Below are 26,073 nucleotides of genomic sequence, written 5' to 3' on the forward strand. Positions count from 1 at the left end.
AGTTTGTATAACTTCTTTGAGTATATTTTTAAACTCATTTGTTATCTCATCTAGAGAAGTTAATTCTCCAGATTTTAATTGTCTTATTAGCTCTTCGTGGTTTATTAAACTCATGTAAATCCTTTACAATTATTTACTTGATTATATATCAAATAAATCTATTTTTTTAGGTTTACACAGTTATTTTTACACTCTCAAATTGAGCATTAAAGAAAAAAGCAACTTTGCTTTTTTCTAAAAATTATGCTGAACATTCAATCCTACATATTTCCCATCACTTCCTAAATCTTTAACAACAGGTAATAAAATATACTTATCTGTAATAAAAGCTCCAAGAGCTGAACCAACAATATGAGATGCCGCATCAAGCATTTGCGAACGAGCACCACCATTTATAGAATATTCTATACTTTGTTCAATAATAATAGCGATACTACTCACTCCAAATCCTATCATTCCTCGGTCAGCTTTGTACTCTGGATAATAACTATCAACAACAGCAGTTATTCCACCTGCCATTACCGCTCCACCTGCAAAGTGGCTTGCTTCACTGTTAAAACTATCACTAGCATACAAAGAGAAAATGCTACATATGCTTATTAAAAATATTTTTATAGTCATATTAAATCCTTTTTTTATTATATTTCATAATTATTCTTTTTGAATATCTGTATTATAATCTTTTTAGCTATACAAATTACTTAGAAAACTAATTAAATAACAAAATTATAATAATAGTAAAGAATTTAGCTCGAACTTACAAAAAATATATACAAAAGTTCTTTTTATTTTATTATGATTAAAAAAACAAAAAGGTGAGCTTATGAAAAATCTATTTAAATCAGTTTTATTTTTATCTCTTATTTTACTTTTTACCGCGTGTTCCACAAAAAATCCACCATTACAAACTGTTTCAAAAGTAGATTTAAACAAATACTTAGGAACTTGGTATGAAATTGCAAGATATGAGCACTTTTTTGAGAAAGATTGTAAAAATGTGAGTGCAAATTATTCTATTATGGATGAAGAGACAATAAAAGTAATAAATAAATGTACAAAAATCACTACAAATGAGAAAAAAGAAGTTATGGGGAGAGCTTATACTCTTGATGAATCAAATAGTAAACTAAAAGTTAGTTTTTTTAGACCATTTTATGGTGATTATTGGGTTTTGATGTTAGGTGAGAACTATGAATATGCAGTTGTTGGAACTCCATCAAGGGAATATTTATGGATTTTAGCAAGAGAAAAAGTTATTTCGCAAAAAGTAAAAAATAGTATTTTAGAAAAACTTCCTAGTCTTGGATTTGATACTTCAAAACTAATTTGGACAATTCAAGAATAAGTATTTATTTTGAAAGAAAAATTTCATACAAAGTAATAAAAAAGTAATAAAAAAAAGAGATATACTAAATAAAAAGGATACGAAATGTTAAAAGATTTAATTTTCACAGGACTTGGTGGAGCTTTAGTTTTTAAAGAAAAAATTGAAGAAGAGTTAAAGAAGCTAGAAGAAAAAGGTAAAATTGATACTAAAGACATGAAAAGCTTTTTAGAATCATTGGAGCAAAAAGGTAAAGATAGTGATGCAAAGTTCAAAGAAGAATTAAAATCAACAATGAAAGAAATAATTGATGATTTAGGACTTGCAACAAAAACAGATTTAGAAAAGCTTAAAGAGGATTTAAAATAAAAACTTTTTTTAAAACATTAAGTCTTTACTCTTTTACTAGGATTTATGGAGTTTTCTCCTTTTTATTAACTATTTATTTAGTAATAAAAAAGAAACCTAGCTTTTTATTTTTTAAGCCATTAAGTCCTAAAAAACTAAAAGCAACAACTATAAATCTTGGAGCTAGTTTTATAAAACTAGCTCAAGTATTAGCAACAAGAGCAGACTTTTTTTCAAGTGATTATCTTGATGAGTTAAAAGAACTACACGATCAACTTCCTTCAATGAGCGATGAAGAATATAAAGAAATTTTCTCAATAGCATTTCCTGTAAATCCTTTCTTACTTTTTGAAGATACACCACTTGCCTCTGCTTCTATTGGACAGGTTCATATAGCTTATTTAAAAACGGGCGAAAAAGTTGCTGTTAAGCTGAGAAGAAAAGGAATAAAAAGCAGAGTTATTGCTGATATTAGAATCATAAACTTCTTTAATACAATTTTTAAACCTCTGTTTTCACACTATACAAAAAACTCTATTGAAGCAGTAGTTTCAGAGTTTTCATCTATGATTTTACAAGAAGTGAGTTTAAATCATGAGTTAGGAAATTTGCAAAAGTTTTCAAATATGTACAAAGATAGTGGTGTAAAATTTCCAAAAGCATATGCTAGTATTTCTTGTGATGATGCTTTAGTTATGAGTTACGAAGAAGGTTTTAGATTTGATGATAAAGAAAATCTAAAAAAAGAAAATATTGATTTCAATGAAATCATAGCAAAACTAGTGGACTTTTATACAACTCAAATGTTAATAAACGGATATTTTCACGCAGATCCACATCCGGGGAATTTACTTGTAAATAAACAAGGTGAGCTTATTCTTCTAGATTTTGGAATGGTAAAATCAATCCCAAATAATATAAGAGTTGCGATTATTGAGCTTATAAAAGCTGCAAATGAAAGAGATTATGAACTTTATATAAGTGCAAATAAAAGACTTGGAACAATAGCACATGAAGCTCCTGTAGCTGAGTTGGCTGAATTTACAGATAAGATGTTTGATATTTTTTCAAATGAAAATCTAAGTAGTGAATCTATGCAACAGTTAGCTTTTGATGTACTAGAAGGTACTAGAAACTTTCCTTTTAAGCTTCCAAGTGATGCTATTTATATCTTAAGAGTAAGTGCTATTATAGAAGGTCTTGGTACAACATATATAGAAAATTTCAATGGAATAAAAGATATTTTACCAATCTTACAAAAAAATATTCCAAAAGCCTTAGGAGCTAGTGATAGTATTTTTGAAACGATAGTTGATGAAATAAAATCAATTCCATTTACAATAAAAGATTTTAAATCTGTTATAAAACAAGCAAGTAATGGCGAACTTAAAATTGAAGTATCGCAAGGTCAGCTCGAATGGATTGCAAAAGAGATTAAAGATTATATTAAACCAATTGTTTTATCTCTTGGATTTATTTTTACCTCTATTTTTATGCTTTTATATGACAAAGATTTAAAAGAAATTGCTTTGGTTTTATTTAGTTTAGGTTTGATTAGACTAATATATAAATAAACAAGAAAGCTCGAAAAAAAACAATCAAAAGCAAAATAAGTTATTTATTTATAATGTTATACTTATTTGTTACTAAATTAATGGTAAGATTTCATTATGATAACAATTGAAAATTATAAAAAAAATTTAACAATCTTATATATAGAAGATGATTCAATCACCCAAAATAAATTAAAAAATATTTTAGAAAGATATTTTAATAAAGTCATTCTTGCTTCAAATGGAGAAGATGCTTTTGAAAAGATAAAAACTGAGCCTAAAATAGATTTGATAATTAGTGATATAAATATGCCTAAAATGGATGGTTTAGAATTTCTTGAAGAGTTAAGAAAAACTAATTCTAAAATACCATTTATTTTTATAACGGCAAGAGATGAACCAGATAAAATGTTAAAAGCAATTCAACTAGATATTGATAATTATATTTTAAAACCCATAAATCTTCAAAATTTATTAACAATTATTAATAAAGTTGCAGATAAATTGTATGAAGAATTTTTAACTTTAGAAAAAAAATCTAATATAATACTTGATAAAAATCTCTTTTGGAATGAAAATAATAAAACATTGATTTCTAATAATAAAGAAATAAAGCTCACAAAAAAAGAGCTTCTATTTCTTGAGATACTACTGAGTAATGAAAATAAAACACATAATATTGAAGATATTATTTCTGTTCTTTGGGAAGATGATTTTTTAGAAAAAGATTATGTTTCGAACCTTAAAAATATCATTTCAAGACTTAGACATAAAGTTCCTGATTTAAAAATTGAAAACTTATATGGAATGGGTTATAAAATAAAAAGAGTGATTTAAATATCTTCATTTTTTTTTCTAAACTCTTTTCTAAACTCTAACTCTTTTTGTATTGCTTCATGATTTGTTACATCTAACAATGGTCTATCAATAATTTTTATTTTTCCCTTTAATTTTGGGTTTTGTTTAAAAAAATCTTCAAAATCTATTAAATATGTTTGCCCTTTATTATGAAATTCTACTCTATTGGGATATCTGAAAATATAACAACCTTTAAAATCCTTTTCTAAAATTCTTGTTCTTATTAATCGTTTTGATACATCATACTTAAATATTAAATAACCTATAAAAAATATAACTATACAAAAAAATAATTCTCTAAAATATTCCATAAGAAAAGACAACTCCATAATCAATTGTGATAATATAGTGAATTTTTGATAAAAAAATGGATAATTTTTTGAATTTTAACTATAAGAATATAAAAATAAGAATTTAATAAGAAATAAATAATTTATTTACAGATAACTTTAGGTTCAAATTTTCCAGTTCTATAATTTAATGTTTCAGTAATATAAAAAGTTTTATTATCTTTTTTACATATTTCTTTATCTTTTTCTAAAGAGTCAGAATCAAAACATGCTGAAAATAAAAAAACTATACTTGCTATAGGTAAATATTTTTTCATGTTGATTCCTTTTTTAATAGTAATATTATTAAATAGTAGTTATTACATAACCCCTATTTGATGAGTTTTTTATGAAAGATTCATCTGTTTTTTCTCTGATATGCTTGATAACATTTCTTAAAGAATATATAGAAAATTCTTTTCCTCTCCATACTATACTAGAAATATCTTCATAAGTAACTAAAACATTAGGGTTCAGAGCCAGCAAATTTACTAACTTTCTCTCTGTCTTCGTAAGTTTAATAATTTTTTTACCTTGAAATAATATTTCTCTACTTATATCAAAATAAAATCCATTTTCAAATTGAACTTTTTTATTTGTATATAAAAAGCTTAAACTTATCTCTATATTATTTAATAAAAAACTTTCATCAACATTTTTATTAAAAATTGCGTATGCATTACAGTATTTATGTAAAGAAAACTCTTGTGTAATTTCATTTTCTAATATAATCATTGGAATATTAAAAGTATAAGATTTTGTTTGTTTAAAAACATCCACAAATTTTGTTAATGAATTTTTGCAATTATCAAAAACTATTAAATCAAAAGTATTAATTTCAGTATTTAATAAATCAAACTTTTCATTATTGAAAAATGAAATATTATATTTATTACCTGAAACTTTTTTTAATTTATCCAAAAACCCAACATCTTCACTTATAACTAAAACCGAATTAACATTTTTATTATTTGTAGTGTAAAGAAAAATACTATTCATTATAAAATCTCCTTAAAATTTATTTATATTGAAATATTATAATTAAATGGTATTACAATAGTATCATTTTAATAATTTTCTAAAAAAATTATAAAACTTAATCCTTTTTGAGTATTTAAAACTTTTAATTCACCATTAAAACTGTTTTTGATTATCAGTTTTACCATATGTAAGCCAACACCAGTGCCACTATCTTTTGTAGTAAAATAAGGCTCTAATATCTTTTCTAATTGATTATTTTCGACACCTAATGCATTGTCTTCAATGACTAAAATACTTTTATTATCTTTTTTAAATAACTTAATAAAAATCTCAGGTTTTTTAATATTTTTTTCTTTAAATGCATCTAAAGAGTTATTTATTATATTTATTAATACTTGAGTAAGTTCTACTTCTGTACCAAATAGTTCTAAATTTTCATCAATATTTAAATAAAAAACCACTTCTAATTTATCTATTTTACTTTTTAATATTTCTTGTGCTTGTTGAATTGAATTTTTAATTAAGAATTTCTCTTTTTTCTTATTTGGATTAAAAAAATCTAAAAACCCATTTATTGTTTTATTCATATATTCAATTTGGTCTTTAGTACTTTTATAAAAATCTTGCATATATATATCGTTTAATTCTTTATATTCGTAAGATAAATTTATATCTTCAACATACAAAGATAAAACATTTAAAGGTTGTTTTAGCTGATGAGAAATCAAACCTATCATTTCTCCCATACTAGCCATTTTAGCACTGTGAATTAGCAAATCCTCAGTTTTATGAAGTTTTTCATTTGAAGTTTTTATTGTATTAAAAATATTTATATAGATTTTGAGTTTGGAAAGCAGAAGTTTATTATCAATAGGTTTTGTGATGTACTCAATTCCACCTATGTTATAACCTTTATTTTTATATTCATCTTTTTCATAAATTCCTGTTATAAAAATAACAGGAATATCTTTTGTAGATTCAATATCTTTTAGATATTGAGCAAATTCAAATCCATCAATATCAGGCATTTGAACATCAGTTAAAATTAAATCAATAGGATTATTCATCACTATTTCAATCGCTTCTTGAGCTTTTAGTGCTGTAAAAATATTTATATCAAAATTTTCTTCAATTAGTAGTTTTAATGAATAAATATTCTCAGAAACATCATCAAGTAACAATATACTAAATTTATTCATTTTATGCCCTATTTTATATATTCAACAACATCTTCAAAAGCTAATCTTAATTGTGTTGATTGAGGATTTATTCTATATCCAAAAGGTAAAATTAAAGATAATTGATATTTTGTAGTATCAAGTCCTAAAATCTCTTCAACTTTTTCTTTATCAAAGCCTTCAATAGGACAAGAATCTATTCCTTTAATTGCAGCTGCCATCATCATATTTTGTGATGCAAAAATAGTTTGTTTTGCAGTCCAAGCATAAATATTTTCATCACTAGAAAGTGTTTGTTTTAAATGTCCTGCGTATAATCCTAAATAAAAATCAAGTTTTTCTTGAGGCATATCTCGTCTAGCAAATCTTTTTTCAGGAATTCCACTTTCGGGTTTTACACCTTCAATTCCTGCTAAAACAATAACTAAATGAGAACAAGTTGTAATTTGAGCTTGATCCCAACAAACAGGTTTTAATTTTGCTTTTAATTCTTCATTTGTAATAACCAAAAACTTCCAAGCTTCCATACCAAAAGAAGATGGTGCTTTTCTTGCTGCTTCTAAAATATAAGTCATATCCTCATCATTGATTTTTTTTGTTTCATCAAAAATTTTACAAGCGTGTCTAAAAGCTAAAGCTTCTATAAATGTTTTTTCCATATTTTTTCCTTTTTTTATTTAATATTTAATTTCTTATTTTTTTCTGCTTTACTTTTTATATTAAATAATAAAACAGCAACAAAAGATAACATACAACCCAAAACCGTAGATAAAACTATTTTCTCATTATATGCGAAATAGCTTGAAACAATAGCACCAATTGGAACAATAAACATAAAAACTCCTGTTTGATGAGCTCCTATTTTACTAGCTGAAATAAAAAATAGAGTCATTGCAAATGCTCCTGAAAAAACTCCAATAAAAGTTATATTTAACCAAAATATTAAATCTAATGAAGTAAAATCAAAAGGATGACTTGGTAGTGCAAAAAGCATATTTATAAATGTTGTTATTCCAAAAACTACTAAAGTATAAAACATAGGATCAGCTCTTTTTGAAGCCTTTTGAGAAAATATTGTAATCATTGCCCAAACAACTGCACAAGCTAAAAAATACGCACTATTTTTATTCAAAAATGCGAAACCATCAAAAGGAACACGAAGAAGAATCAATGAGCCTAAAATTCCAATACCAAGTGCAAAAATCTGTCTTTTTGTAACAATCGTTCCAAAAATCATAATAGATAATAAATATGTAATAATTGGAGCTATTGAAGTAACCATAGTTCCTCCATATCCAGCTTGTCCATGTGAAAGTCCAGCAAAAAAAAGATAATTAAAAATAGCACTCAAAATTCCAGCAGCTAACATATATAAAAAACCGATTTTATCTGTTTTTAGTTTGGTTTTCATATACCAAACAACAGGCAAAATACTCAAAAAAGAGATTGCATATCTCCAAAAAGCAGCAATTTCAGGACTTGAATGTCCTGTTGCTGCTTTTCCAGCAGTCCAAGCAACTCCCCATATTAACATTGCAATTATCATACCAATAAAATATTTGGTATTGTTTTTATTATCCATTTTTATCTACTTTTGTCCACTTTTTTATTTATATAAATGCTCTTTGATATGATAAAATAATCTTATCTTTTTCTTTAAATTCACTAGCTGCATAAAAAGCAAAATTTGGGCTTCGTAATAATTCTCGTCCATAAGCCACAAAATCACAATATTTTTCTTCTAAAAGTTTTTCACCCTCTTTTGCTGTTGTTATTAATCCAACTGCAATAACAGGAATTTTAATCTCTTTTTTTATCTGTTTTGCCCAATCACTTTGATATAAAGGCTCAATTTTTGGTGTTTTATCTGTTTTTTCTTGATTCCCACCACTTGATACATGAATTGCATCAACGCCTAGTTTTTCAAGCTCTTTTGATAAATAAATTGAATCACTAATATTCCAACCCTCGTTCATCCACTCATCGGCACTAATTCGTACAAGTAAAGGTAAATCAACTTTTTCTTTTAGCTCTTTTGCTATTTCTAAAACTAATCTACATCTATTTTCTAAACTTCCACCATAAATATCATCTCTATTATTTGAAAGTGGTGATAAAAATTCACATAATAAATAACCATGTGCTGCATGAAGTTCAATAGCATCAAAATCTGCTTTTTTAGCTCGAAGTGCTGCTTTTACAAATAACTCTTTTATGTTTTTTATATCTTCAAGAGTTACAGCTTTTGGCATTTTAAATGGTTTATTTTCACTAAAAGCAATTGCACTTGGAGCAATTGGTGTTTCATCTTCAACTGTACATTTTCTTCCTGCATGAGCAATTTGAATAGCTGTTTTTGCTCCAAAAGAGTGGATTTTTTTATTTAATTTTTTATGAGCTTTGATTAAAGAATCATGCCAAAGACCTAAATCATTTGCAGAAATTCTTCCTTTTGGCTCGATTGCAGTGGCTTCAAAAATAATAAATCCAACACCACCAATAGCTCTTGCTAAATAATGACCTTTGTGAAAAGTTTTTAGTTCACCACTATTATCACTTGAATACATACACATAGGAGGCATAACAATTCTATTTTTTAGTGTCATATTCCCTATTTTTGCTTCTTGAAATAATAAACTCATAAAAACTCCTTTTTTAATATTTAATTTTTTTCTAATCTTTAAATACAAAACCTTGTTTTGTATAATTTTCTTCAATTTTTCTAAAATAAATATTTTTATAATAGTTTGCAGTTTGTTCACAATATGATTGTAAATAGTTCATATTATGATCAACTCTGAACTTTTTCATCTGTTTTTCATATAATAAAACACCATCTTTTACTTTTTTATCATCATATTTATCTTCAAAGACAAAACTATCTATTGGAATTCTAGGTTTTAAAGCAGCTTCTTTTGCTTCTTTTGTAGGAACTCCAATAGTAGTTCCTACAATTGGAAATGTTTTAGCAGGAAGTCCTAATAACTCAATCATAGCAGCCGGTTCATTTCTAACAGCTCCAATAGCAGTTGTTCCAAATCCAAGTGATTCAGCTGCTATTTGAATAGCATTTAGCATAATTCCAGCATCAACAGCACCTACTAGTATTCCCTCTGCTGATTTATCTATTTGATGTTTTTCACCAGCTTGTTCAACTGCAAAAATAGTTCTATTAAAATCGACACAAATAGTTATGAAAACATCAGCTGTTGCAACTTGTTGTTGTCCACCACAAAGCTCTGCAATTTGTTTTATTTTATCTTTATCTCTTGTATAAACCAAAGAAATTTGTTGCCCATTTATAGAAGTGGGACATCTTTGTGCCGTTTTAATAATAAGTTCTAAATCTTCATTACTTACATTTTCACCTGTAAATTGTCTAATTGATTTTCTATTACTTAATTGTTTTATTACATCATTCATAACTAGACCTTTTTTTTATAAGAAATTTTTAGTTAAGACTTTTTCAAATTTTTCCAATTCAGCATTTAAATCTAAATCACCTTTAAAAATATCATGAACAGCATAAGTTTCAAGGGGTTTTAATCCACAAAATTGGAAAGTTTTATGAACAGCAACATGTGCTTCATCCAAAGATAAGCCCTCAAATAAACTATTTTTATTGTTAAATGCAGATGCAGGACAATTATAAGTTAAAGATAACATATATTTTTTACCAGTTAATAATCCACCACTTCCATAAAGTTTTGAAGCATCACTTCGGCTTCTTCCATCACTTGAATAATGTCTTCCTTGAGTAAATGTTTCATCTATATATTTTTTTGCAATCCAAGGAAGACCCATCCAATAAACAGGATATTGAAATAAAACATAATCTGCCCATTCAAATTTCTCACACTCTTCTTCTTTATCATAACCTTTTTCAATAGTTGTATGTTTTACTTCAAAACCATTTTTAAGAAAAAAATCGTTTGCTTTATTTATGTATGCTTGAGTTAATTCACCCTTTGCAACCACATCGTAATATTGGTGACCATTTAATATTAATACTTTTTTATTCATTTTATACTCCTTAGAATCTTTTGAAAATTATATACTCAACAAACTTAAATTACTCTTACTTTACTTTAGGTAAGTAATGGAAATTAATTTACTTTATGTTATAATCATTTTTGAATTAAAAAGGAAAATATTATGTATTATATAAATGATAAAGAATATAAGTGTTCAGTTTCTGTTACTCTTGATATTTTTAATGATAGATGGAAATTAGCGATTATTTGGCATTTACTTGATGGAGAAAAAAGATTTAAAGAATTACATGAGATTATTAGTGAAATAACACAAAAAACTTTAACTGTAAAATTAAAAGAATTAGAAGAAAAAAACATAATAAATAGAGAAGTTTATGCGGAAGTTCCTCCAAAAGTTGTATATAGTTTAACAAAAGCTGGAGAAAATTTAAAACCAGTTTTAGAAGAGATGCACAAATGGGGAATAAATTATGTTAAAGAATTTGGAAAAGTTACATCTGATAATCCTTGTACAAACAACTTTTGTGACTAATTTATGGAAAATTTTGTATTAATTATATTAGCTATTGCCATTGGTTATTTTATAAATAGATTAAATATCTTTTCAAAAGATGCTCCTTCTATTTTAAACCAATTTGTAATTTATATCTCACTTCCTGCAATGATTTTATTACAAATACCAAAATTAACTTTTTCTATGGATACTTTAATTCCTATTATTGTTTCATGGATGGTTATGTTTTTTAGTGCTATTTTGGTTTTATTAGTAGCCAAAATCTTCTCTTTTTCAAAAGAAATCACAGGTTCATTAATGCTTGTGGCAATTTTGGGAAACACTTCATTTATGGGAATTCCAATAGTAAATGCTTATATGGGAGAGAGTTCAATACCTTATGTTTTGGTTTATGATCAATTAGGAACTTTTATAGCTTTAGCAATTTATGGAACTTTTATAGCTTCATATTATTCAAGTAAAAGCAAAATCACTTTTAAAATAATTACACTAAAAGTTCTTACTTTTCCACCTTTTATCTCTTTAGTTGCTGCTTTATTTTTAATGGGTGTTGAATTTAATCCAATTCTTTCAAAAGTTTTAGCATCATTTTCAAGCACAATAGTTCCAATGGCGCTTGTTGCAGTTGGTTTACAATTGCAATTTAAACTGCCTCGTGAAGACTTAAAACCTTTTTCTATTGCATTGCTAATAAAACTAATTATCGCTCCAATTATTGCAATAATAATTTGTAAAATATTTTCATGGGATAATCAAGCTTCAATAGTTTCAATTATGGAAGCAGCAATGGCTCCAATGATAACAGCAGGAGCAATAGCATCAATGGCAGGACTAGCACCAAGACTTAGTTCTGCAATTGTTGGATATGGAATTTTAATCTCTTTTATAACAACAGCAATTTTATTTAAGTTGATTAGCTAGGTTTTATTTCCTATTAAAATCATCTCTTCCTAAAAAGTTGGTTTTATTTGTTTCAAGTATCATGGTAGTTGCCATTTGATCATTATGATTTGCAATTTCTCTTGTTTCTTGAGCTTTTAAAGCATTTTGTTGCGTTGCTCTATCTAAATCAGCAATCGCAACATTTACATGTTCTATTCCTCTTTCTTGTTCTTTTAAAGAAGAAGAAATATTTTCAATAATTTGTTTTGTTTTTTGTATATTTTCATTTAATACATCATACTCTTTTATCATTTCTGTTGATGCGATTTTTCCATTATTAGCTTCTTGAGTTGCACCACCAACTAATAATTTTATCTCTTTAGCAGCTTCTGCACTTCTACTTGCAAGACTTCGTACTTCTGCTGCAACAACTGCAAATCCGCGACCAGCTTCACCAGCTGTTGCTGCTTCTACGGCTGCATTTAATGATAAAATATTTGTTTGAAATGCAATTTGGTCAATAATACTAATAGCATTTTCAATAGATTTTGTTCTATTATTGATTTTATCCATAAGTTCTGCGCTATTTTTTGCACTTTCATAACCATTTTTTACAGAAACTGTAAGTTCATTTGAATATTTCAACATTTTATCAACATCTAAACTATTATTTCTAACACTGCTTGTAATTTCTTCAACAGAAGCTGATGTTTCTTCAAGAATTGTAGCTTGTGTAGTTATATTCGTACTTAATTGCTCCATATTATCCCTTAATGCCTCAGCATTTTCTTTAAACATTGAGCCACTTTTTAAACTACTTAAAAGCATTTTTGATATTTTTACATTTAGTTTATTTATAGCATCAATTAAAGTTTTTAACTCTTGAGTTTGATTACTTTTTATTTCAACTGTAAAATCATTTTTTTGATACCTTTCAAAAAAGTATAACATTTGTTCAAAACTGCTAGATAAATTATCAATCGTTTGATTTAAATTATTTGCAATATCTTGAAAATCTTGATTTTTACTTTTTACTTCTATTTTTCCTTTAAAAATATTTTTTGAAAGCTCTGAACTAAAATTGTTAATCTCAGCAAAAAACTCATCTTCAAAATCATCATTTTTATCTATTTTTTCAATTATAAGTGAATTATTTTTTATTTTAAAAGAATTTAATCCATAAAAAAAGAAAATAGTACTTACAACAAAAAAAAGTAAAAAAGTCAATAAAATATATTCACTGTTTGTCTTGGATAAATAATAAAAAAGCCCGATAAAAAGGATTGTTATTACATATTTTGTAATTAGATATTTATTTAAATTTTCCATTATTTCACCTTGTTTTAATATTTATTAACATGATACATGAAATTTATTAAATAATAAACCTTTTGTAATTATTATTTTTAATAATTTTTATTAAATCATAGGCTTTATAGACATTATTTTAATTATAAGCTATAAAATAGACTCATAATCCATTTAAAATAGATACAATACGCAAAAAATTTATATTAGGATTTGTAATGTTTGATTTTACAAGAAAAGTGATAGTTAGTTCTTTACTTCTAGCTGGTAGTTTAAGTGCTAACTACAAAGAAGTTTCAAAAGTTGAAATAGCTCAAATGGAGCAATTAGAGTTATTCAAAAAGGCTCAAATAACTATTACAAAAGCTTATGATGCTGGAAGTTTATATATTTTAAATATTAGTGTTCAAGGAAATCCTGATGAAATTTATTTAACAAAAGACAAAAAACTTGTTCTTGCAGGTGATGTAATTGATACTTCAAGTGGAATGAAAGTATCTGCACCAGCTGATGTTGCTACTATTAGAGGAAAAGAAGCTTTTGTTTATGGAACAGGAAGTGAAGAATATTTCTTATTTACAGACCCTGAATGTAAATATTGTAAAATGTTAGAATCTTATCTTCCAAAAATTCAAGATAAAGTGAAAATTAGAATATTTTATTATCCACTTGATTCTCACACCAATGCAAAAGATTTATCTTTATACATAATGAATCAAAAAACAACAGATAAAAAAATTACTGCTATGTTTGATTCAACATCAATTATAGAAAAAGCTAAGAATATGAAATATTCACCAGCTGAACTTGAAAAATTAGAAAAACAACTAGATGAACAAATCCAAATTGGAATGAAGTTAAATGTTCAAGGTACACCAACTCTTTTTGATAAAGATGGAAAAAATACTATTTGGGTAAATTTACTTGAAAAATTCGGTATTGAAGTAAAATAATAAACTAGAAGAATAATTTTACCATTTGGTAAAATATTCTTTTAAACAAAACTTATTTCCCAATCATAATATCGCTGGGTTTAATAAACGCATTTAAAATATCACCTATTTTTAATTTCATAGATTTAACTTCTTCTGTTGTTATGGCAGCTACTATTGTATCTTCTCCAATGTCTAATAAAATTTCTGAATCAACTTCTTCTGTAATTATTTTAATAATCTTACCTTGAAGTTTATTTTTAATAGAAATATTAGAAGAGCTCTCTTTTGCTAAAATAACTGAACTTGATTTAAAAAGAATTACTACACTATCGTCATTTTTTAGTTTTAAAGAATGCAAAGAACTATTTGTTATATTACTTGATATAGAATATCCACTTTTTAGATTTATAAAAATAGAAGAATTTATTTTTCTTTTTTCAATATGTTCAATATCACCTTGTATTTGATTTCTTGCGCTTATTTGCATTGCTATTCTTTGTATTGATTTAAAAAAGCCTATATCAATTTTATTTATCTCTTGTGAAGATTCTAAAAATCTTTGATACTCTTTTTGTACGAATATATATGATAATAAAAGATTTTTACCATAACCACTTAAACTTGCTTTTTGTACATCTTCACTTATTTCCACCACAGTAGAAGGGCAAAGATTATTTATCGTCATTAAGGTGTCAAATGCAATATCATAGCTTATATTAATACTTTTTGAAGCTAATGATATAGAACCTAACTTTTCAATAGCTAGTAAAAGTTCCACTCTTTTTTCTAACAAAAAAACCATATCCTTATTTAATAAGTTTAAATATGACAAAAACTCCATCCAGAATTATCCTTATAGATTTTTAAATTTTAATAACAGATAAACATATCATTATATATATGAAACTATAACGAATTAAAATAAAAATTTTAATTAAGAAAAGCGATTTTCAGGTCTTTTTTTTATTCTAGAAATATTTTTTCTAAGATTTAGAAAAAATATTTAGACAAAAAATATCCAATAACCATCAACCAAATAAATAAAATCAAAGATAAATAAAATGGTTTCATTCCAACATTTTTAAACTTATCAAAACTTGTTTCCATTCCCAAAGCACTCATTGCAATTGTTAAAGCAAAAGTATCTACAAAATTTATAGCTGTTATTGTACTTTGTCCTAAAAATCCAAAAGAATTAAAACCAACAACTACTATAAATATCACAGCAAACCAAGGAATTACAACTTTTGTTTTTTCACTTTTATTATGAAATCCTGTTTTAATCAACCAAATAGATAACAAAATCAAAAAAGGTACTAAAAATATAACTCTTATCATTTTTACAATAATTGCATCTTTTGATACATCTTCACCCAAAGAGACAGAAGCTCCAACAACATGAGCCACTTCATGCAAAGTTGCACCAATATAAACTCCCATTTGAGATGCATTTAAATCAAAAAGTCCTAATTTATATAAAAATGGATATAAAAACATAGCAATAGTTCCAAAAATCACCACAAAAGATACAGCAATTGCACTTTTATAAGCTTCATTTTTCAAAACACTTTGAGTAGCTAACACAGCAGCAGCTCCACAAATTGAACTTCCAGCACTACATAAAATAGTGATTTCACGATCTAATTTTAAAACCTTTGTTCCAATTATATATCCAAAAATAAAAGTAAAAAAAACCACACAAAAAGCTATAAAAATTCCATTAAACCCTACTTCTTGAAGGTTTTGAAAAGTTAATCTAAATCCATATAAAATAATTCCAAATCTTAAAACGTATTTTGTAGAAAAATTAATTCCTTTTTGCCAAGTAGCTGGATGTTTATGTTTTAAAGTATTAGCATAAAAGATTCCTAAAACTATCCCAATAATAAGTGGGCTAATTGCTAAATTCCTAAAAAAATCAACTTCTGCTATAAGTGTAGCAATTAAAGCAAAAACTCCTACAAATAAAACTCCATAAAAAGTATTTTTAATATTAATATTATAATTTTTCATAATCTATTCCTTTAATTTTTGAAGTATATCTGCAATATTTTAATTTGTAAAATATATTATATTTAATATAATGATTAATATTTTTAATAAGGATTTTTAAATGACTCTAAAAGAACTAAATTTTTTTTATAAACTATGTGAAAATCCACAAGTTACTCAAGTTGCACTTGAACTAAATATAAGTCAATCGGCTATTTCACTAGCAATTAAATCACTTGAAAACTCTTTAAATGAACAGCTTTTTGATAGAATTGGTAAAAAATTAATCCTAAATGAAAAAGGAAAATATTTCAAAGAAAAAACACTTTCTCACTATTTAGCTCTAAAAGATGCTCAAAATATTTTTCAAGAAAATAAACTAGCTGGAAATATCAAAATAGCCGCAAGTAAAACTATTTCAAACTACATAATGCCAAATATTTATTATGATTTTCTAACAAAATACAAAGATGTAAAACTAGATATTTTAACTATAAATTCAAGTAAAATCATAGAAAAAATCTTAAAATCCCAACTTGATATTGGGCTTATAGAAGTTGATACACAAAATTCAAGTTTAATAAAAGAGAAACTATCTGATGATGAATTAATAGTTGTAACAAGTGATAAAAGTTATAAAAAAGAAGCATTTATTGATACAATTAATAAAAGATGGATTTTAAGAGAAATTGGTTCAGGAACACGAGAAATATTTATAAATTATATCGGAGATGTCGCCAAAGAGTTAGATATTTTTATGGAACTACAAGATTTTGAAGAGATAAAAACAATAGTTTTAAATAACCCAAATACGGTAACAACTCTTTCAAAAGTAATAGTTAAAAAAGAGTTAGAAGAAAAAAAGCTCTTTCAAATAAAATTAAAAAACATAGAACTAAAAAGAGAATTTTATTTGATTTATCATAAAGAAAAATCAAAAAACCTACTTTTTGAAACCTTTATAGAGTTTCTAAAAAGCAGATTTGTTTAATTTTATCTCGCGTAATATGAGATTATTGAAGCTTTTGCCAAAGAGTGAATATTTATATAATATCCGACAAGTGCAGGATTTGCATTTTTATTCAAAGCTAAAGTTTCCACATCAAGTGCATGAACTGTAAAAATATATCTATGAGCGTTATCACCTTTTGGTGGACAAGCTCCACCAAATCCAGTTTTTCCAAAATCTGTCATACTTTGAATAATATCTTTTGATTCAATATTTCCAAAACCACTTGGAAGTGTAAATTTATCTTTTGAAATATCAAAAGCCAACCAATGCCACCATCCTGAACCCGTTGGAGCATCAGGATCATAAACAGTTATTGCAAATGATTTTGTTCCATTTGGAGCATCTTTCCATGAAAGTTCTGGTGAAATATTTTCACCACTACAACCAAAACCACTAAAAACTTGTTTGTTTGTAAGTTGTCCTTCTAAATCTGTACTACTTAATGTAAAGTTATCTGCTAATAAAAAAGTTGCACATAAACTTAAACTTAATAATATTTTTTTCATTTTTACTCCTTATTTTCAATTTTTATAGTATATATCTTTTAAATAATTTAATCTATTGGGGAAAATTCAATTTTTGTTGTTTTTTATCTGTTTTGGAGTAATTTCATACTCTTTTTTAAAAGCTTGAATAAACCAAGAAATATTATCAAATCCACTTTGTTGACATACCTGAGTAACATTATAGTCTGTAGTTTCAAGCAATAATTTCGCTTTTTCAAGTTTTTTTATATTTTGCCATTTTTTAGGAGTTGTTCCAAAAGTCTCTTTAAATTTATTTCGAAAAGCCAAATTGGTAATATTAAACTCCTTTGCAAAAAGTAATATGTTTTTATGGATATCAAACTCTTTTTCTATTTTTGTTTTAAAAAAACTATTTGAAAAAATAGAAGATAAAAAGGCTTCAAAATTCTCTTTTGATTGAGATTGCAATATATTTAAAAAAGCTTCTTCCAATTTTAATTTTATTATGGATTCTTGATTAAAAGTGCTATTTTTCAGATAAGACAAAATTGAGGATTGAAGAGATTCAAAGATTAATGTCTTTTTGATTTAAAAAATATTACTCTCAAATAAACTTTTTCCATCAAAAGACAAATTATATTTTTTTATAAAATCCAAAAGAATTGTGTCATCATACATAAATAAAATTGCTTCATAATAATCATCCACCATTTCACTCATCACATAATTTCCACTTTTTAAAAAAAGAATATCTTCCGAATTAGCAACAATTTTTTCATCTTTAAAATGCAGTATTTTAGAACCTTTTATTACAAAAATTAAAATATTTGTAGAAATAAAAACTTCATTTTTATATTGTTCTTCATATTGAATATATTGACATATTGATAAATTTTCTAATTTATTTAATCTATAATTTTCTTCTAAAAAATCGGGTAAAATAACTTTCATATCAAATTTTCCTAATGTAATAATTGAGTAATTTCTTCTATTTCTATATCCAAAAGTTCAAACTCACCTATTTTTAAATCTTCTATCATATGTTTTATTGAAGTAGTTCCATTTAATGGCACTATTTCTATATGATTTAAAAATCTATAAAATATTTGAGTAACTTCTCTATCATATTTATTTGCTAAATCTTTTAAAACTTCACTTTCTAAAATATGTGGATTTGCGCTTAATGACCAAAAACTCTCATAAGTTATATTATTTTGCTTACAAAAACCTCTTATTTCTTTGTCATAACTACTTTGAGAGTAAAATCTATTTTGAACTATACTTGGTTTTATTTTTGCATTGTTGTATAAATATTTTAAAACATCCAAATCATAACAGTTGCTAATTCCCAAAGCCCCTACTTCTTTTTTGTCATAAAATTCTTCCATTTTTTGCCAAACTCTTTGAAGTTTAGTTACTGGAAATACTGGTGAATGTAAAATATAAACATCTATAAAATCTGTTTTTAGATTTTTTTTAGAAGTTTGAAAAGATTTTTCAACTTGAACTTCAATTTCATCACTTACCAAATAAGGCATATTTGATTGATCTTGCCCATCTATTGGAGTAAATTTTGTTTGAAGAAAAATATCTTCTCTTTTTATTCCACTTTCATAAGCTTTTAGAAGTCCCAGTCCAACTAAATCTTCTCTATAATGTTTTGGTTGACACGCTGTATCAACGCCTTTAAATCCTTGTTTTAGTGCTTCAAAAACTAAATTTGAAGTCTCTTCTTTTTTCCACGCAGTTCCATAAATCATATTTGGTATTTTCATATTAATCTCTTATTTTTGTTTTAATAAAACTATTGTAGCAAATGCAGATATTAAAATTCCTACAAAAATCCAAGATGTTATAAGTTTTCCCTCAAATATATACATCAACACAGCAACCATTGCTGGATTTAAATACACATAAGCCATAAGTTTTTTAGGACCTATTATTATTGAAGCTTTTTGGTATAAATACACAGTTATTACTGTTGTTCCAATAACCAAATAAGCCATGTAAAAAATCAAATCTCCTTGTATCTTTTCCCACTGCATTGGTATATCCAAAATTTCCAAAGCTAAAAACATCCAAAGGCAACCACCAATTAAAGTTGTAAAAACTAAAACCAAAAGTTCATCATCTTTTTTATGAAGAAATTTTAATGAAATAGAATACAAAGCCATAAAAACCGTAGCAATTAAGAAAATAAAATCTCCATGATTTAAAGAAAAACTAAAAAACAACTCCAAATTTCCTTTAAAAACAACTATACAAGTTCCAACTATTCCAATAAAATACAAAATCATTTGAAAAAAACTAATTTTATCTTTGAATATAAAAATACAAAAAATAGCAGTAAGTAGAGGAACTAAAGTATATAAAGTTCCGGCATTTAAGGCTGTTGTGCTTTCCAATGCTTTGAAAAACAGAATAAAATAAAAAGAGTAAAATAGACTAATAATCATAGCTCGTGGTAGAGTAGAAAGTACTTTTATCCTAAATTTTTTATTTAAAAATATAATTGGTGATAAAAATAATGAAGCTAAAACAAATCTAAATAATGTAAGTGAAATAGAATCTATGACTCCTGAAAGTTTAGCCGATGCAATAAAAGAACCAGCTACCAAAAAAGTAGCAAGAAATACTAAAAGATGAGCTTTAAATGTTTGTGACAAAAAAATCCTTTGATAAATATTTGATAAATAATAGTTGTAATCTTAGTGAAATAAAATTATGTTTTCATTTACTTAAGAGAATTTGAATTCAAATTTATCTTTTTCTTAATAGAATTTGCATAAAATATATACAAATTCCTCTTAAAAAGAAAGGTTCTTTTGATTAAAAATATCTTATTTTTTCTTATTCCTTTAGTTATTTATTTTGTTTTATCACATTTTATACAAGATTTTAAAAATATAGTTTTAATAACTTTACTTATCACAACCATAATTTTTTGGGCAACTTCATTAATACCAAATTATCAAACTTCACTTATTTTTTTATTTACAAGTCTGATATTTTCATTAAGTAGTAAAGAAATAATATTTTCAGGATTTTCATCTTCTGCTTTTTGGCTTGTTTTTGCAGGAATGTTGATAGCAAGTGCTATAAATAATGTAAATTTGAGTGAAAGATTTTCAACATTTTTTACAAATATAAAAAATCCAAGTTATCTAACTATCCTGATTTCTATAAATATTTTTTCATTATTATTTAGCTTTATAATGCCCTCAAGTCTTGGAAGAACCGTACTTTTAATTCCAATCGCCGTTATTGTTGCAAAGAATTTTGGATTTACACATAAAGACAAAGGTTATACTGGAATTATGTTAGCTTTTATTTTCTCAACTGTAATTCCAGCATTTACGATTCTTCCTGCTAATGTACCAAATATGATTTTAAGTGGATTAACCCACGAAATTTACGGCTTTGAGCTTTTATATTCGCACTATTTACTTGCGAACTTTTTTATTTTAGGTTTTCTTAAAAATATTATTATTGTTGCGATGCTTTATTTTATGTACAATTACACACCCAAACATTCTATTGTAAAAGCTCAAAAAAATCCTTTTTCAAAAGATGAAAAAATCGTAATATTCACAACTCTAATGATGCTACTTTTTTGGACAACAGATTTTATACATGGAATTTCTTCAAGTGTTATAGCAATTGTAGGTGTTTTATTTTTAGCAAATCCAGCTATAAATATTATAAAAAACAAAGATATGAATAGTATAAATTTCTCTTCTTTACTTTTAGTGGCAGCCATCATTAGTCTTGGAAATATTGTTGCAACAAATGATTATATAAAAGATATTTTAACCACAACTATTGACCTTTTTAAACCCACAAGTTATGAAGTATTAAATCAAGTAATTATTAGTTTATTTATGTCAATAACAGGTATATTTATCACTCAACCATCAATCCCAGCGATTTTTACGCCAATGGCTGAACATATTGGGCTTATTAATAATTTTAGTTTACATGAAGTAATTATGATGGAAGTATCGGCATTTTCAACTGTATTTTTGCCATTTCAATCACCACCTATAATAATTGGTTTAGCATTGGCAAATATCAATCAAAAACAAGCTGTTAAATTTTTGTTGATACTTGCGATTATTACTATATTTTTCTTATTTCCATTGCAATATTATTGGATGCAACTTGTGAAAGATATTATTTAATCTTCCATTCCAATTCTTAGAAATCCAGTAAATGCAGCATTGTCAGGGCTAAGTGATTTATGAACATTTTTTTTCATTTCATTTAACATTTTTTTATAAGCATTATAAAACTCAAAACTAGGAGTTGGTTTATAAACTAAATCTTTTATTTCAAAATATTTGATTACATTTTTTGTAGTTGTGGGTTTTACAAAATACTCTTTTTGTCTATCGTTATAATATAAAATAACAGAAATTATCGTCCATTTTGCTAGATTATATTGCTTTAAAAAATCTACTAAACCATCAAAACCATTTTTTATATTTCCATGAAGAAGTTCGTATAATTCGATACTCAACATATCTTTTTCATATGAAGTCAAACTTTCTAACATATCACGAAATTTTAACTTATCAAATAAAGAAATTAAAACAGATTTTTGAATAATTTTGAAAAAAGCATCAACAACCAAGTTTGGATTTGAGAAATTCTCTTTTTTTAGATTTTCTTTTGTAAACTCTTCAAGTTTTGAAGGATTAAACTTTTTCATAGTTGGAAAAAATTTTGCATCTTCAAAACCTGTTGGATAAAAAGTCAAAAACTCTTCTTCTATATCTTTTAGTTTTTTTAGGTTCATTTTAAGATTTTTTAACAAACTCTTGTTTTAATTTAATAGCTCCAACACCTGTAACTTTACAGTCGATGTTATGACCATCATTTCCATCAACAAGTCTAATACCTTTGATTTTAGTACCAACTTTTATACCTGATGAACTTCCTTTAACTTTTAAGTCTTTGATAACAGTTACATCATCACCATCTTGTAAAATAGTACCATTTGCATCTTTTACAACTAAAGTATCACTACTTTCAGAACTTGCATCCTGTGACCATTCATTAGCACACTCAGGACAGATGTATAAATTTCCATCTTCGTAAGTATATTCACTTCCACATTTTGGACAATTAGGTAATTGACTCATTATTTTCCTTTTAACTTTAGATTTTTGCATTATACAATAAGTATACTTTCTTGTAATTTAGGGGTGTTTTGCACATATTTTACTTTATCGAAATATATATTTCTATTTCATCATCTTTTAGATACTTTTCAAAATCAAAATTGTATACTCTTTCATATTCACACTCTTTTGAAGCAAAATAACTCCAAACTTCATGCCAAGTTTCTATTACAACTTTTGGAAATTCACCTTTTTTAGAAAATACCAAATATCTATCTTTTTCTATAGTAATTGCATTTTTAAATTTTGTAACTTCAACACCAATTGTATAATCATAATCAGAATTTACATCTTTTTCATATTTGTTGTAAACTCCATACATAGCCAAATTTCTTGACTTGTTGAATGTTTTACTTTCAATATTCTCATCTACATATCTTTGCCAAAGTTGCGGTATTTGTGCCGTTATTTCATCTAATTCTATTTTGTTATTTGTTCTTGTTGTGATTCCCGCAACATAAAATTTCTCTAAATATTTTACTTTCATCTTTTCACTTTATTGAAACAAAAATCTCTATTTCGTTCTCTTTTGCATATTTCTCGAAATCAATTTCAAAAGCTCTTTCATATTCGCTATTTTTTTCAAAATAATCCCAAATTTCTTCCCATAATTCAACTACAACCATTGGAAGTTCACCTTGTTTTGTGAAAACTAAATATTTTTTATCTTCGATTACAATAGCATTTTTTGGTTTTGTAACTTCAACACCAACAGTTATTTTATAGTTTCCTCTTGCATCTGATTCATAATCATTATAAACTCCATACATAAAATCGCTATTTGCTTTGTCAAAAGTTTTTTTATAAACATCATTTGCAAAATATTCTTCCCAAAGAGCAGCTATTTTGCCATTTTCCTCACTCATTTCAAATTCATTATTTGTAACAACACTAATCCCTGAAATCATTAGTTTTTTTATTCTTGTAACTTTCATTTTTACTCTTTTTTGGTAGATTTTATCAATTTTAAGATTATATTAAATATTTGCTAGTAGTATCATGAAAATAAGTATATTAGGAAAATTTATGAATATTATTGACTTTAAAAATATAAATGTGGGATATGACGAAAAAATTATTTTAAAAAATATTACTCTAAAAATAAAAGAAAATGAACACTGGGCAATTCTTGGTGCAAATGGAAGTGGAAAATCAACTTTGATGAAATTAATCCAATCAGAAATTCATCCAAGAAGAACAAACGAATACAAAAAAGAGATTTTAGGAAAATCAAACTACTCTATTTTTGAACTAAAAAAACAATTGGGAATCATCACAAATGATTTACACAACTATTTTGCAACACACGGTTCATTTTTAAGTGGATACGAGGTGGTTTTAAGTGGACATTATAGCTCTATTGGAGTTTTCAAACATCAAGATTTTAGTGTTGAACAACATGAAAAAGCAAAAGAGACTATGAGATTCTTAGAAATTGAACATTTAGCAGATAAATATGTTGAAGCTATGTCAACAGGAGAATTGCGAAAATGTATAGTTGCAAGAGCATTAATCCATGACCCAAAAGCATTTATTTTAGATGAACCAACAGTTGGGCTTGATATAAAAGCTCAAATAAATTTTATTAAAATGATTCAAAAATTATCAAAAAATTGCTCAATTATTTTAGTAACTCATCATCTAGAAGAGATTTTTGAAGAAATAAAAAATGTAGCTTTGATTTATAATAATACGATTTATAAAACTGGGAAAAAAGAAGATATTTTAACAAGTGAAAATTTATCTGAGATTTTTGATACAAATGTACATATCAATGTAAAAAATAATAGATATTATGTAGAAGAGATTTTATAATTTAGGATCTAATTATGTCAGATTTTGAAAATGAACTTATAGGCTTTGTTATTGTTGCAATAGTTGTAATTGCTTTGGCTTTCTTAACTCAAAAGTTACAAAATAAAAATTAAATGGCGACCCCAGCAAGACTTGTATAAACTTTGAGCATCTTTTTTATTCTTATTTCTATGATAAATAAATCTCTAACTCTTTTTTGAACTTTTCTTTTGTTGAATTTGGTGATATTATTTTTACTAATGGAAGCCATTTTCTTACTAGTGGAAAAATTTCCATATCATTTGTAATTTTATATGATACAAATAAATTTTCGTCCTCTTCTTTTAAAATAGTTTGAGAAGATAAAAACTTTTTTTGTTTAAAAAATCTTTTTATACTTTTATCAACTTCAAGAACAACTTCATAAGGTTCTTTTTTATAGTTACTAAATATTGTTTGAAAATTCTTCAAAAAGAATTCAGCTTCTATATCTCTATGAAAAGAGTTTTTTAAAAGTTCAATATCTGTTACAAAATTTAATCTTAAAAATTTAAACCCATTATTTATTTCATCATTTGTTAAAGTCGCAAGATAAAAGTTACCATCTGTAAAAACTATTTTTAAAATTTTTGCTTCTTCAAAAACAAACTCTTTATCACTAAAATATTTTATATTTGCATATCTTTTATTTTTAATAGCTATTTTTATATCACTAACCAAATCTTTTTTAGGAAATATATTTTCAAAAGCATTTTGTTTTATCATATAAGAATGTGAATAGTTTTTTTGAATTTTTTTTAAAAAAGTAGTAGTTTTTTCATCAAATTTATTTACAAATTCAAAATCTATCAACGAGAACAAATCAACAAAAATTTCTAACTCTTTTTTATCAAAAGATAACATATTTTTTTCTAAGAAATGATTTGAGATAAAACTATAAAAATCACCCTCTTTTATGATATTTTCTTCAAAAATTTCCAATAAATCTTCAATATATCGTTGAGATGTTCTAAGACTTATATCATTTGATAAAGAAAAATCTTTTAAGTTGATTTTGTCTCCTTCTAAAAGTTTTTTTAACAGTTGTAATTGTAAAGTTGATTTTTTTATATTCAATGTTTTGCCTTAATTATAATAAATGAAGTTTTATTATATCGTCTAAAAGCTAAACCCAAAATGTAGATTTAGCTTTATTTTATTATTTTCTTAAAAGTTCCGAAAAATCTTTATGGTTTAAAATATCAGATATTAACTGTTTAATTGTTGGAGAAAATGATGTTCCCATATTATTACTGGAGAGGTAACATAAATTCATACTCAGAATTAAAAGATTCTGAGATAAAATAAATGAATAAAGGTTGCAAATGAGACAAAGTAAATATAGTCAAGAGTTTAAGGATTCAACAGTACAGTTGATTAT

Annotated in this window: 32 protein-coding genes and 1 pseudogene; 10 read left to right on the top strand and 23 right to left on the bottom strand. The window is 25.6% G+C overall.

Annotation, left to right across the window (positions count from 1 at the left end):
• Positions 1–234: 234 nt before the first annotated feature.
• Positions 235–621 carry a hypothetical protein gene (locus B0174_RS11130; RefSeq protein ID WP_108560909.1) on the bottom strand — a complete coding sequence of 129 codons (387 nt, stop codon included), beginning with the start codon at positions 619–621 and terminating at the stop codon, positions 235–237.
• Between the two features lie 202 nt (positions 622–823).
• Between B0174_RS11130 and B0174_RS11135 the strand changes: the two genes are divergently transcribed.
• From B0174_RS11135 to B0174_RS11150, 4 genes are all read left to right on the top strand, one after another.
• Positions 824–1,345: a lipocalin family protein gene (locus B0174_RS11135; protein WP_108560912.1), complete on the top strand. Its 522-nt coding sequence runs from the start codon at positions 824–826 to the stop codon at positions 1,343–1,345.
• 84 nt (positions 1,346–1,429) lie between these two features.
• Positions 1,430–1,693 carry a hypothetical protein gene (locus B0174_RS11140; protein ID WP_108560915.1) on the top strand — a complete coding sequence of 88 codons (264 nt, stop codon included), beginning with the start codon at positions 1,430–1,432 and terminating at the stop codon, positions 1,691–1,693.
• Between the two features lie 263 nt (positions 1,694–1,956).
• On the top strand, positions 1,957–3,246 hold the full coding sequence (locus tag B0174_RS11145) for an ABC1 kinase family protein (RefSeq protein ID WP_407641252.1): 1,290 nt from the start codon (positions 1,957–1,959) through the stop codon (positions 3,244–3,246).
• 96 nt (positions 3,247–3,342) lie between these two features.
• Complete coding sequence (locus B0174_RS11150) at positions 3,343–4,062, top strand: response regulator transcription factor (protein WP_108560921.1); 720 nt, start codon at positions 3,343–3,345, stop codon at positions 4,060–4,062.
• Here the strand turns inward: B0174_RS11150 and B0174_RS11155 are convergent.
• The 9 genes from B0174_RS11155 to B0174_RS11190 form a co-directional block, all read right to left on the bottom strand.
• Positions 4,059–4,394, bottom strand: a complete 336-nt coding sequence (locus tag B0174_RS11155; protein ID WP_108560924.1) for a hypothetical protein — start codon at positions 4,392–4,394, stop codon at positions 4,059–4,061. The genes B0174_RS11150 and B0174_RS11155 overlap by 4 nt on opposite strands.
• 122 nt (positions 4,395–4,516) lie before the next feature.
• A complete protein-coding gene (locus tag B0174_RS12220; RefSeq protein WP_165790423.1) occupies positions 4,517–4,690 on the bottom strand; it encodes a hypothetical protein in 174 nt (57 codons plus the stop codon).
• A 28-nt stretch (positions 4,691–4,718) separates the two neighbouring features.
• Positions 4,719–5,411 carry a winged helix-turn-helix domain-containing protein gene (locus B0174_RS11160; RefSeq protein WP_108560928.1) on the bottom strand — a complete coding sequence of 231 codons (693 nt, stop codon included), beginning with the start codon at positions 5,409–5,411 and terminating at the stop codon, positions 4,719–4,721.
• A 68-nt stretch (positions 5,412–5,479) separates the two neighbouring features.
• Positions 5,480–6,592 carry a hybrid sensor histidine kinase/response regulator gene (locus B0174_RS11165; RefSeq protein WP_108560931.1) on the bottom strand — a complete coding sequence of 371 codons (1,113 nt, stop codon included), beginning with the start codon at positions 6,590–6,592 and terminating at the stop codon, positions 5,480–5,482.
• A gap of 8 nt (positions 6,593–6,600) precedes the next feature.
• Positions 6,601–7,230, bottom strand: a complete 630-nt coding sequence (locus tag B0174_RS11170; RefSeq protein ID WP_108560934.1) for an NAD(P)H-dependent oxidoreductase — start codon at positions 7,228–7,230, stop codon at positions 6,601–6,603.
• Positions 7,231–7,244: 14 nt separating this feature from the next.
• Positions 7,245–8,153, bottom strand: a complete 909-nt coding sequence (locus B0174_RS11175; protein ID WP_108560937.1) for a DMT family transporter — start codon at positions 8,151–8,153, stop codon at positions 7,245–7,247.
• 28 nt (positions 8,154–8,181) lie between these two features.
• The gene (locus tag B0174_RS11180) at positions 8,182–9,213 is read right to left on the bottom strand and encodes an NADH:flavin oxidoreductase/NADH oxidase (protein WP_108560993.1); all 1,032 of its coding nucleotides are present in this window, start codon (positions 9,211–9,213) and stop codon (positions 8,182–8,184) included.
• A gap of 31 nt (positions 9,214–9,244) precedes the next feature.
• Positions 9,245–9,994 carry a nitroreductase family protein gene (locus B0174_RS11185; protein WP_108560940.1) on the bottom strand — a complete coding sequence of 250 codons (750 nt, stop codon included), beginning with the start codon at positions 9,992–9,994 and terminating at the stop codon, positions 9,245–9,247.
• Positions 9,995–10,009: 15 nt separating this feature from the next.
• The gene (locus B0174_RS11190) at positions 10,010–10,594 is read right to left on the bottom strand and encodes an NAD(P)H-dependent oxidoreductase (RefSeq protein ID WP_108560943.1); all 585 of its coding nucleotides are present in this window, start codon (positions 10,592–10,594) and stop codon (positions 10,010–10,012) included.
• A gap of 132 nt (positions 10,595–10,726) precedes the next feature.
• On the opposite strand from B0174_RS11190, the gene B0174_RS11195 reads away from it, so the two are divergent.
• Together B0174_RS11195 and B0174_RS11200 are read left to right on the top strand one after the other, a co-directional pair.
• On the top strand, positions 10,727–11,098 hold the full coding sequence (locus tag B0174_RS11195) for a winged helix-turn-helix transcriptional regulator (protein WP_108560946.1): 372 nt from the start codon (positions 10,727–10,729) through the stop codon (positions 11,096–11,098).
• A 3-nt stretch (positions 11,099–11,101) separates the two neighbouring features.
• Positions 11,102–12,001 carry an AEC family transporter gene (locus B0174_RS11200; RefSeq protein ID WP_108560948.1) on the top strand — a complete coding sequence of 300 codons (900 nt, stop codon included), beginning with the start codon at positions 11,102–11,104 and terminating at the stop codon, positions 11,999–12,001.
• A 3-nt stretch (positions 12,002–12,004) separates the two neighbouring features.
• On the opposite strand, the gene B0174_RS11205 is transcribed toward B0174_RS11200, so the two are convergent.
• Positions 12,005–13,291, bottom strand: a complete 1,287-nt coding sequence (locus B0174_RS11205) for a methyl-accepting chemotaxis protein (protein ID WP_108560951.1) — start codon at positions 13,289–13,291, stop codon at positions 12,005–12,007.
• Positions 13,292–13,488: 197 nt separating this feature from the next.
• Between B0174_RS11205 and B0174_RS11210 the strand changes: the two genes are divergently transcribed.
• A complete protein-coding gene (locus B0174_RS11210) occupies positions 13,489–14,223 on the top strand; it encodes a thioredoxin fold domain-containing protein (RefSeq protein ID WP_108560953.1) in 735 nt (244 codons plus the stop codon).
• Between the two features lie 52 nt (positions 14,224–14,275).
• Here the strand turns inward: B0174_RS11210 and B0174_RS11215 are convergent, their stop codons facing one another.
• Both B0174_RS11215 and B0174_RS11220 read right to left on the bottom strand, forming a co-directional pair.
• Positions 14,276–14,998: a TOBE domain-containing protein gene (locus B0174_RS11215; RefSeq protein WP_165790424.1), complete on the bottom strand. Its 723-nt coding sequence runs from the start codon at positions 14,996–14,998 to the stop codon at positions 14,276–14,278.
• Positions 14,999–15,195: 197 nt separating this feature from the next.
• Positions 15,196–16,218 carry a YeiH family protein gene (locus B0174_RS11220; protein WP_108560959.1) on the bottom strand — a complete coding sequence of 341 codons (1,023 nt, stop codon included), beginning with the start codon at positions 16,216–16,218 and terminating at the stop codon, positions 15,196–15,198.
• Between the two features lie 100 nt (positions 16,219–16,318).
• Between B0174_RS11220 and B0174_RS11225 the strand changes: the two genes are divergently transcribed.
• On the top strand, positions 16,319–17,188 hold the full coding sequence (locus B0174_RS11225) for a LysR substrate-binding domain-containing protein (RefSeq protein ID WP_108560962.1): 870 nt from the start codon (positions 16,319–16,321) through the stop codon (positions 17,186–17,188).
• Positions 17,189–17,190: 2 nt separating this feature from the next.
• Here the strand turns inward: B0174_RS11225 and B0174_RS11230 are convergent, their stop codons facing one another.
• From B0174_RS11230 to B0174_RS11245, 5 genes and pseudogenes are all read right to left on the bottom strand, one after another.
• Positions 17,191–17,715 (bottom strand): YbhB/YbcL family Raf kinase inhibitor-like protein, encoded by a 525-nt coding sequence (locus tag B0174_RS11230; RefSeq protein WP_108560965.1) that lies wholly within the window; start codon positions 17,713–17,715, stop codon positions 17,191–17,193.
• A 66-nt stretch (positions 17,716–17,781) separates the two neighbouring features.
• Entirely contained in the window at positions 17,782–18,144 is a 363-nt protein-coding gene (locus B0174_RS12320) for a helix-turn-helix domain-containing protein (RefSeq protein ID WP_205663527.1), read from the bottom strand.
• Positions 18,124–18,627: pseudogene (locus tag B0174_RS12325) on the bottom strand (hypothetical protein); the annotation flags it as partial. The gene B0174_RS12320 and the pseudogene B0174_RS12325, both read right to left, overlap by 21 nt.
• Positions 18,628–18,638: 11 nt before the next feature.
• Positions 18,639–19,451, bottom strand: coding sequence for an aldo/keto reductase family protein (locus B0174_RS11240; RefSeq protein ID WP_108560968.1), 813 nt, complete (start codon positions 19,449–19,451; stop codon positions 18,639–18,641).
• 9 nt (positions 19,452–19,460) lie between these two features.
• Positions 19,461–20,342, bottom strand: coding sequence for a DMT family transporter (locus B0174_RS11245; protein ID WP_108560972.1), 882 nt, complete (start codon positions 20,340–20,342; stop codon positions 19,461–19,463).
• 159 nt (positions 20,343–20,501) lie between these two features.
• Between B0174_RS11245 and B0174_RS11250 the strand changes: the two genes are divergently transcribed.
• Positions 20,502–21,857: an SLC13 family permease gene (locus B0174_RS11250; protein WP_108560975.1), complete on the top strand. Its 1,356-nt coding sequence runs from the start codon at positions 20,502–20,504 to the stop codon at positions 21,855–21,857.
• On the opposite strand, the gene B0174_RS11255 is transcribed toward B0174_RS11250, so the two are convergent.
• From B0174_RS11255 to B0174_RS11270, 4 genes are all read right to left on the bottom strand, one after another.
• Positions 21,854–22,492 carry a hypothetical protein gene (locus B0174_RS11255; protein WP_228156460.1) on the bottom strand — a complete coding sequence of 213 codons (639 nt, stop codon included), beginning with the start codon at positions 22,490–22,492 and terminating at the stop codon, positions 21,854–21,856. The two genes, B0174_RS11250 and B0174_RS11255, sit on opposite strands and share 4 nt — an antisense overlap.
• Positions 22,476–22,820: a zinc ribbon domain-containing protein YjdM gene (locus B0174_RS11260; RefSeq protein WP_108560978.1), complete on the bottom strand. Its 345-nt coding sequence runs from the start codon at positions 22,818–22,820 to the stop codon at positions 22,476–22,478. Before B0174_RS11260 ends, B0174_RS11255 begins: the two co-directional genes overlap by 17 nt.
• A gap of 79 nt (positions 22,821–22,899) precedes the next feature.
• Positions 22,900–23,346 carry a GyrI-like domain-containing protein gene (locus tag B0174_RS11265; RefSeq protein ID WP_108560981.1) on the bottom strand — a complete coding sequence of 149 codons (447 nt, stop codon included), beginning with the start codon at positions 23,344–23,346 and terminating at the stop codon, positions 22,900–22,902.
• A 4-nt stretch (positions 23,347–23,350) separates the two neighbouring features.
• The gene (locus B0174_RS11270) at positions 23,351–23,794 is read right to left on the bottom strand and encodes a GyrI-like domain-containing protein (RefSeq protein ID WP_108560984.1); all 444 of its coding nucleotides are present in this window, start codon (positions 23,792–23,794) and stop codon (positions 23,351–23,353) included.
• Positions 23,795–23,885: 91 nt separating this feature from the next.
• Here B0174_RS11270 and B0174_RS11275 point away from each other — a divergent pair, with 91 nt between their 5' ends.
• Positions 23,886–24,674, top strand: a complete 789-nt coding sequence (locus B0174_RS11275) for an ABC transporter ATP-binding protein (protein ID WP_108560987.1) — start codon at positions 23,886–23,888, stop codon at positions 24,672–24,674.
• Positions 24,675–24,842: 168 nt separating this feature from the next.
• On the opposite strand, the gene B0174_RS11280 is transcribed toward B0174_RS11275, so the two are convergent.
• Entirely contained in the window at positions 24,843–25,769 is a 927-nt protein-coding gene (locus tag B0174_RS11280; RefSeq protein WP_108560990.1) for a WYL domain-containing protein, read from the bottom strand.
• Between the last annotated feature and the right edge of the window lie 304 nt (positions 25,770–26,073).

Origin of the sequence: Arcobacter caeni (assembly GCF_003063245.1) — a bacterium.
Lineage (GTDB): Bacteria > Campylobacterota > Campylobacteria > Campylobacterales > Arcobacteraceae > Aliarcobacter > Aliarcobacter caeni.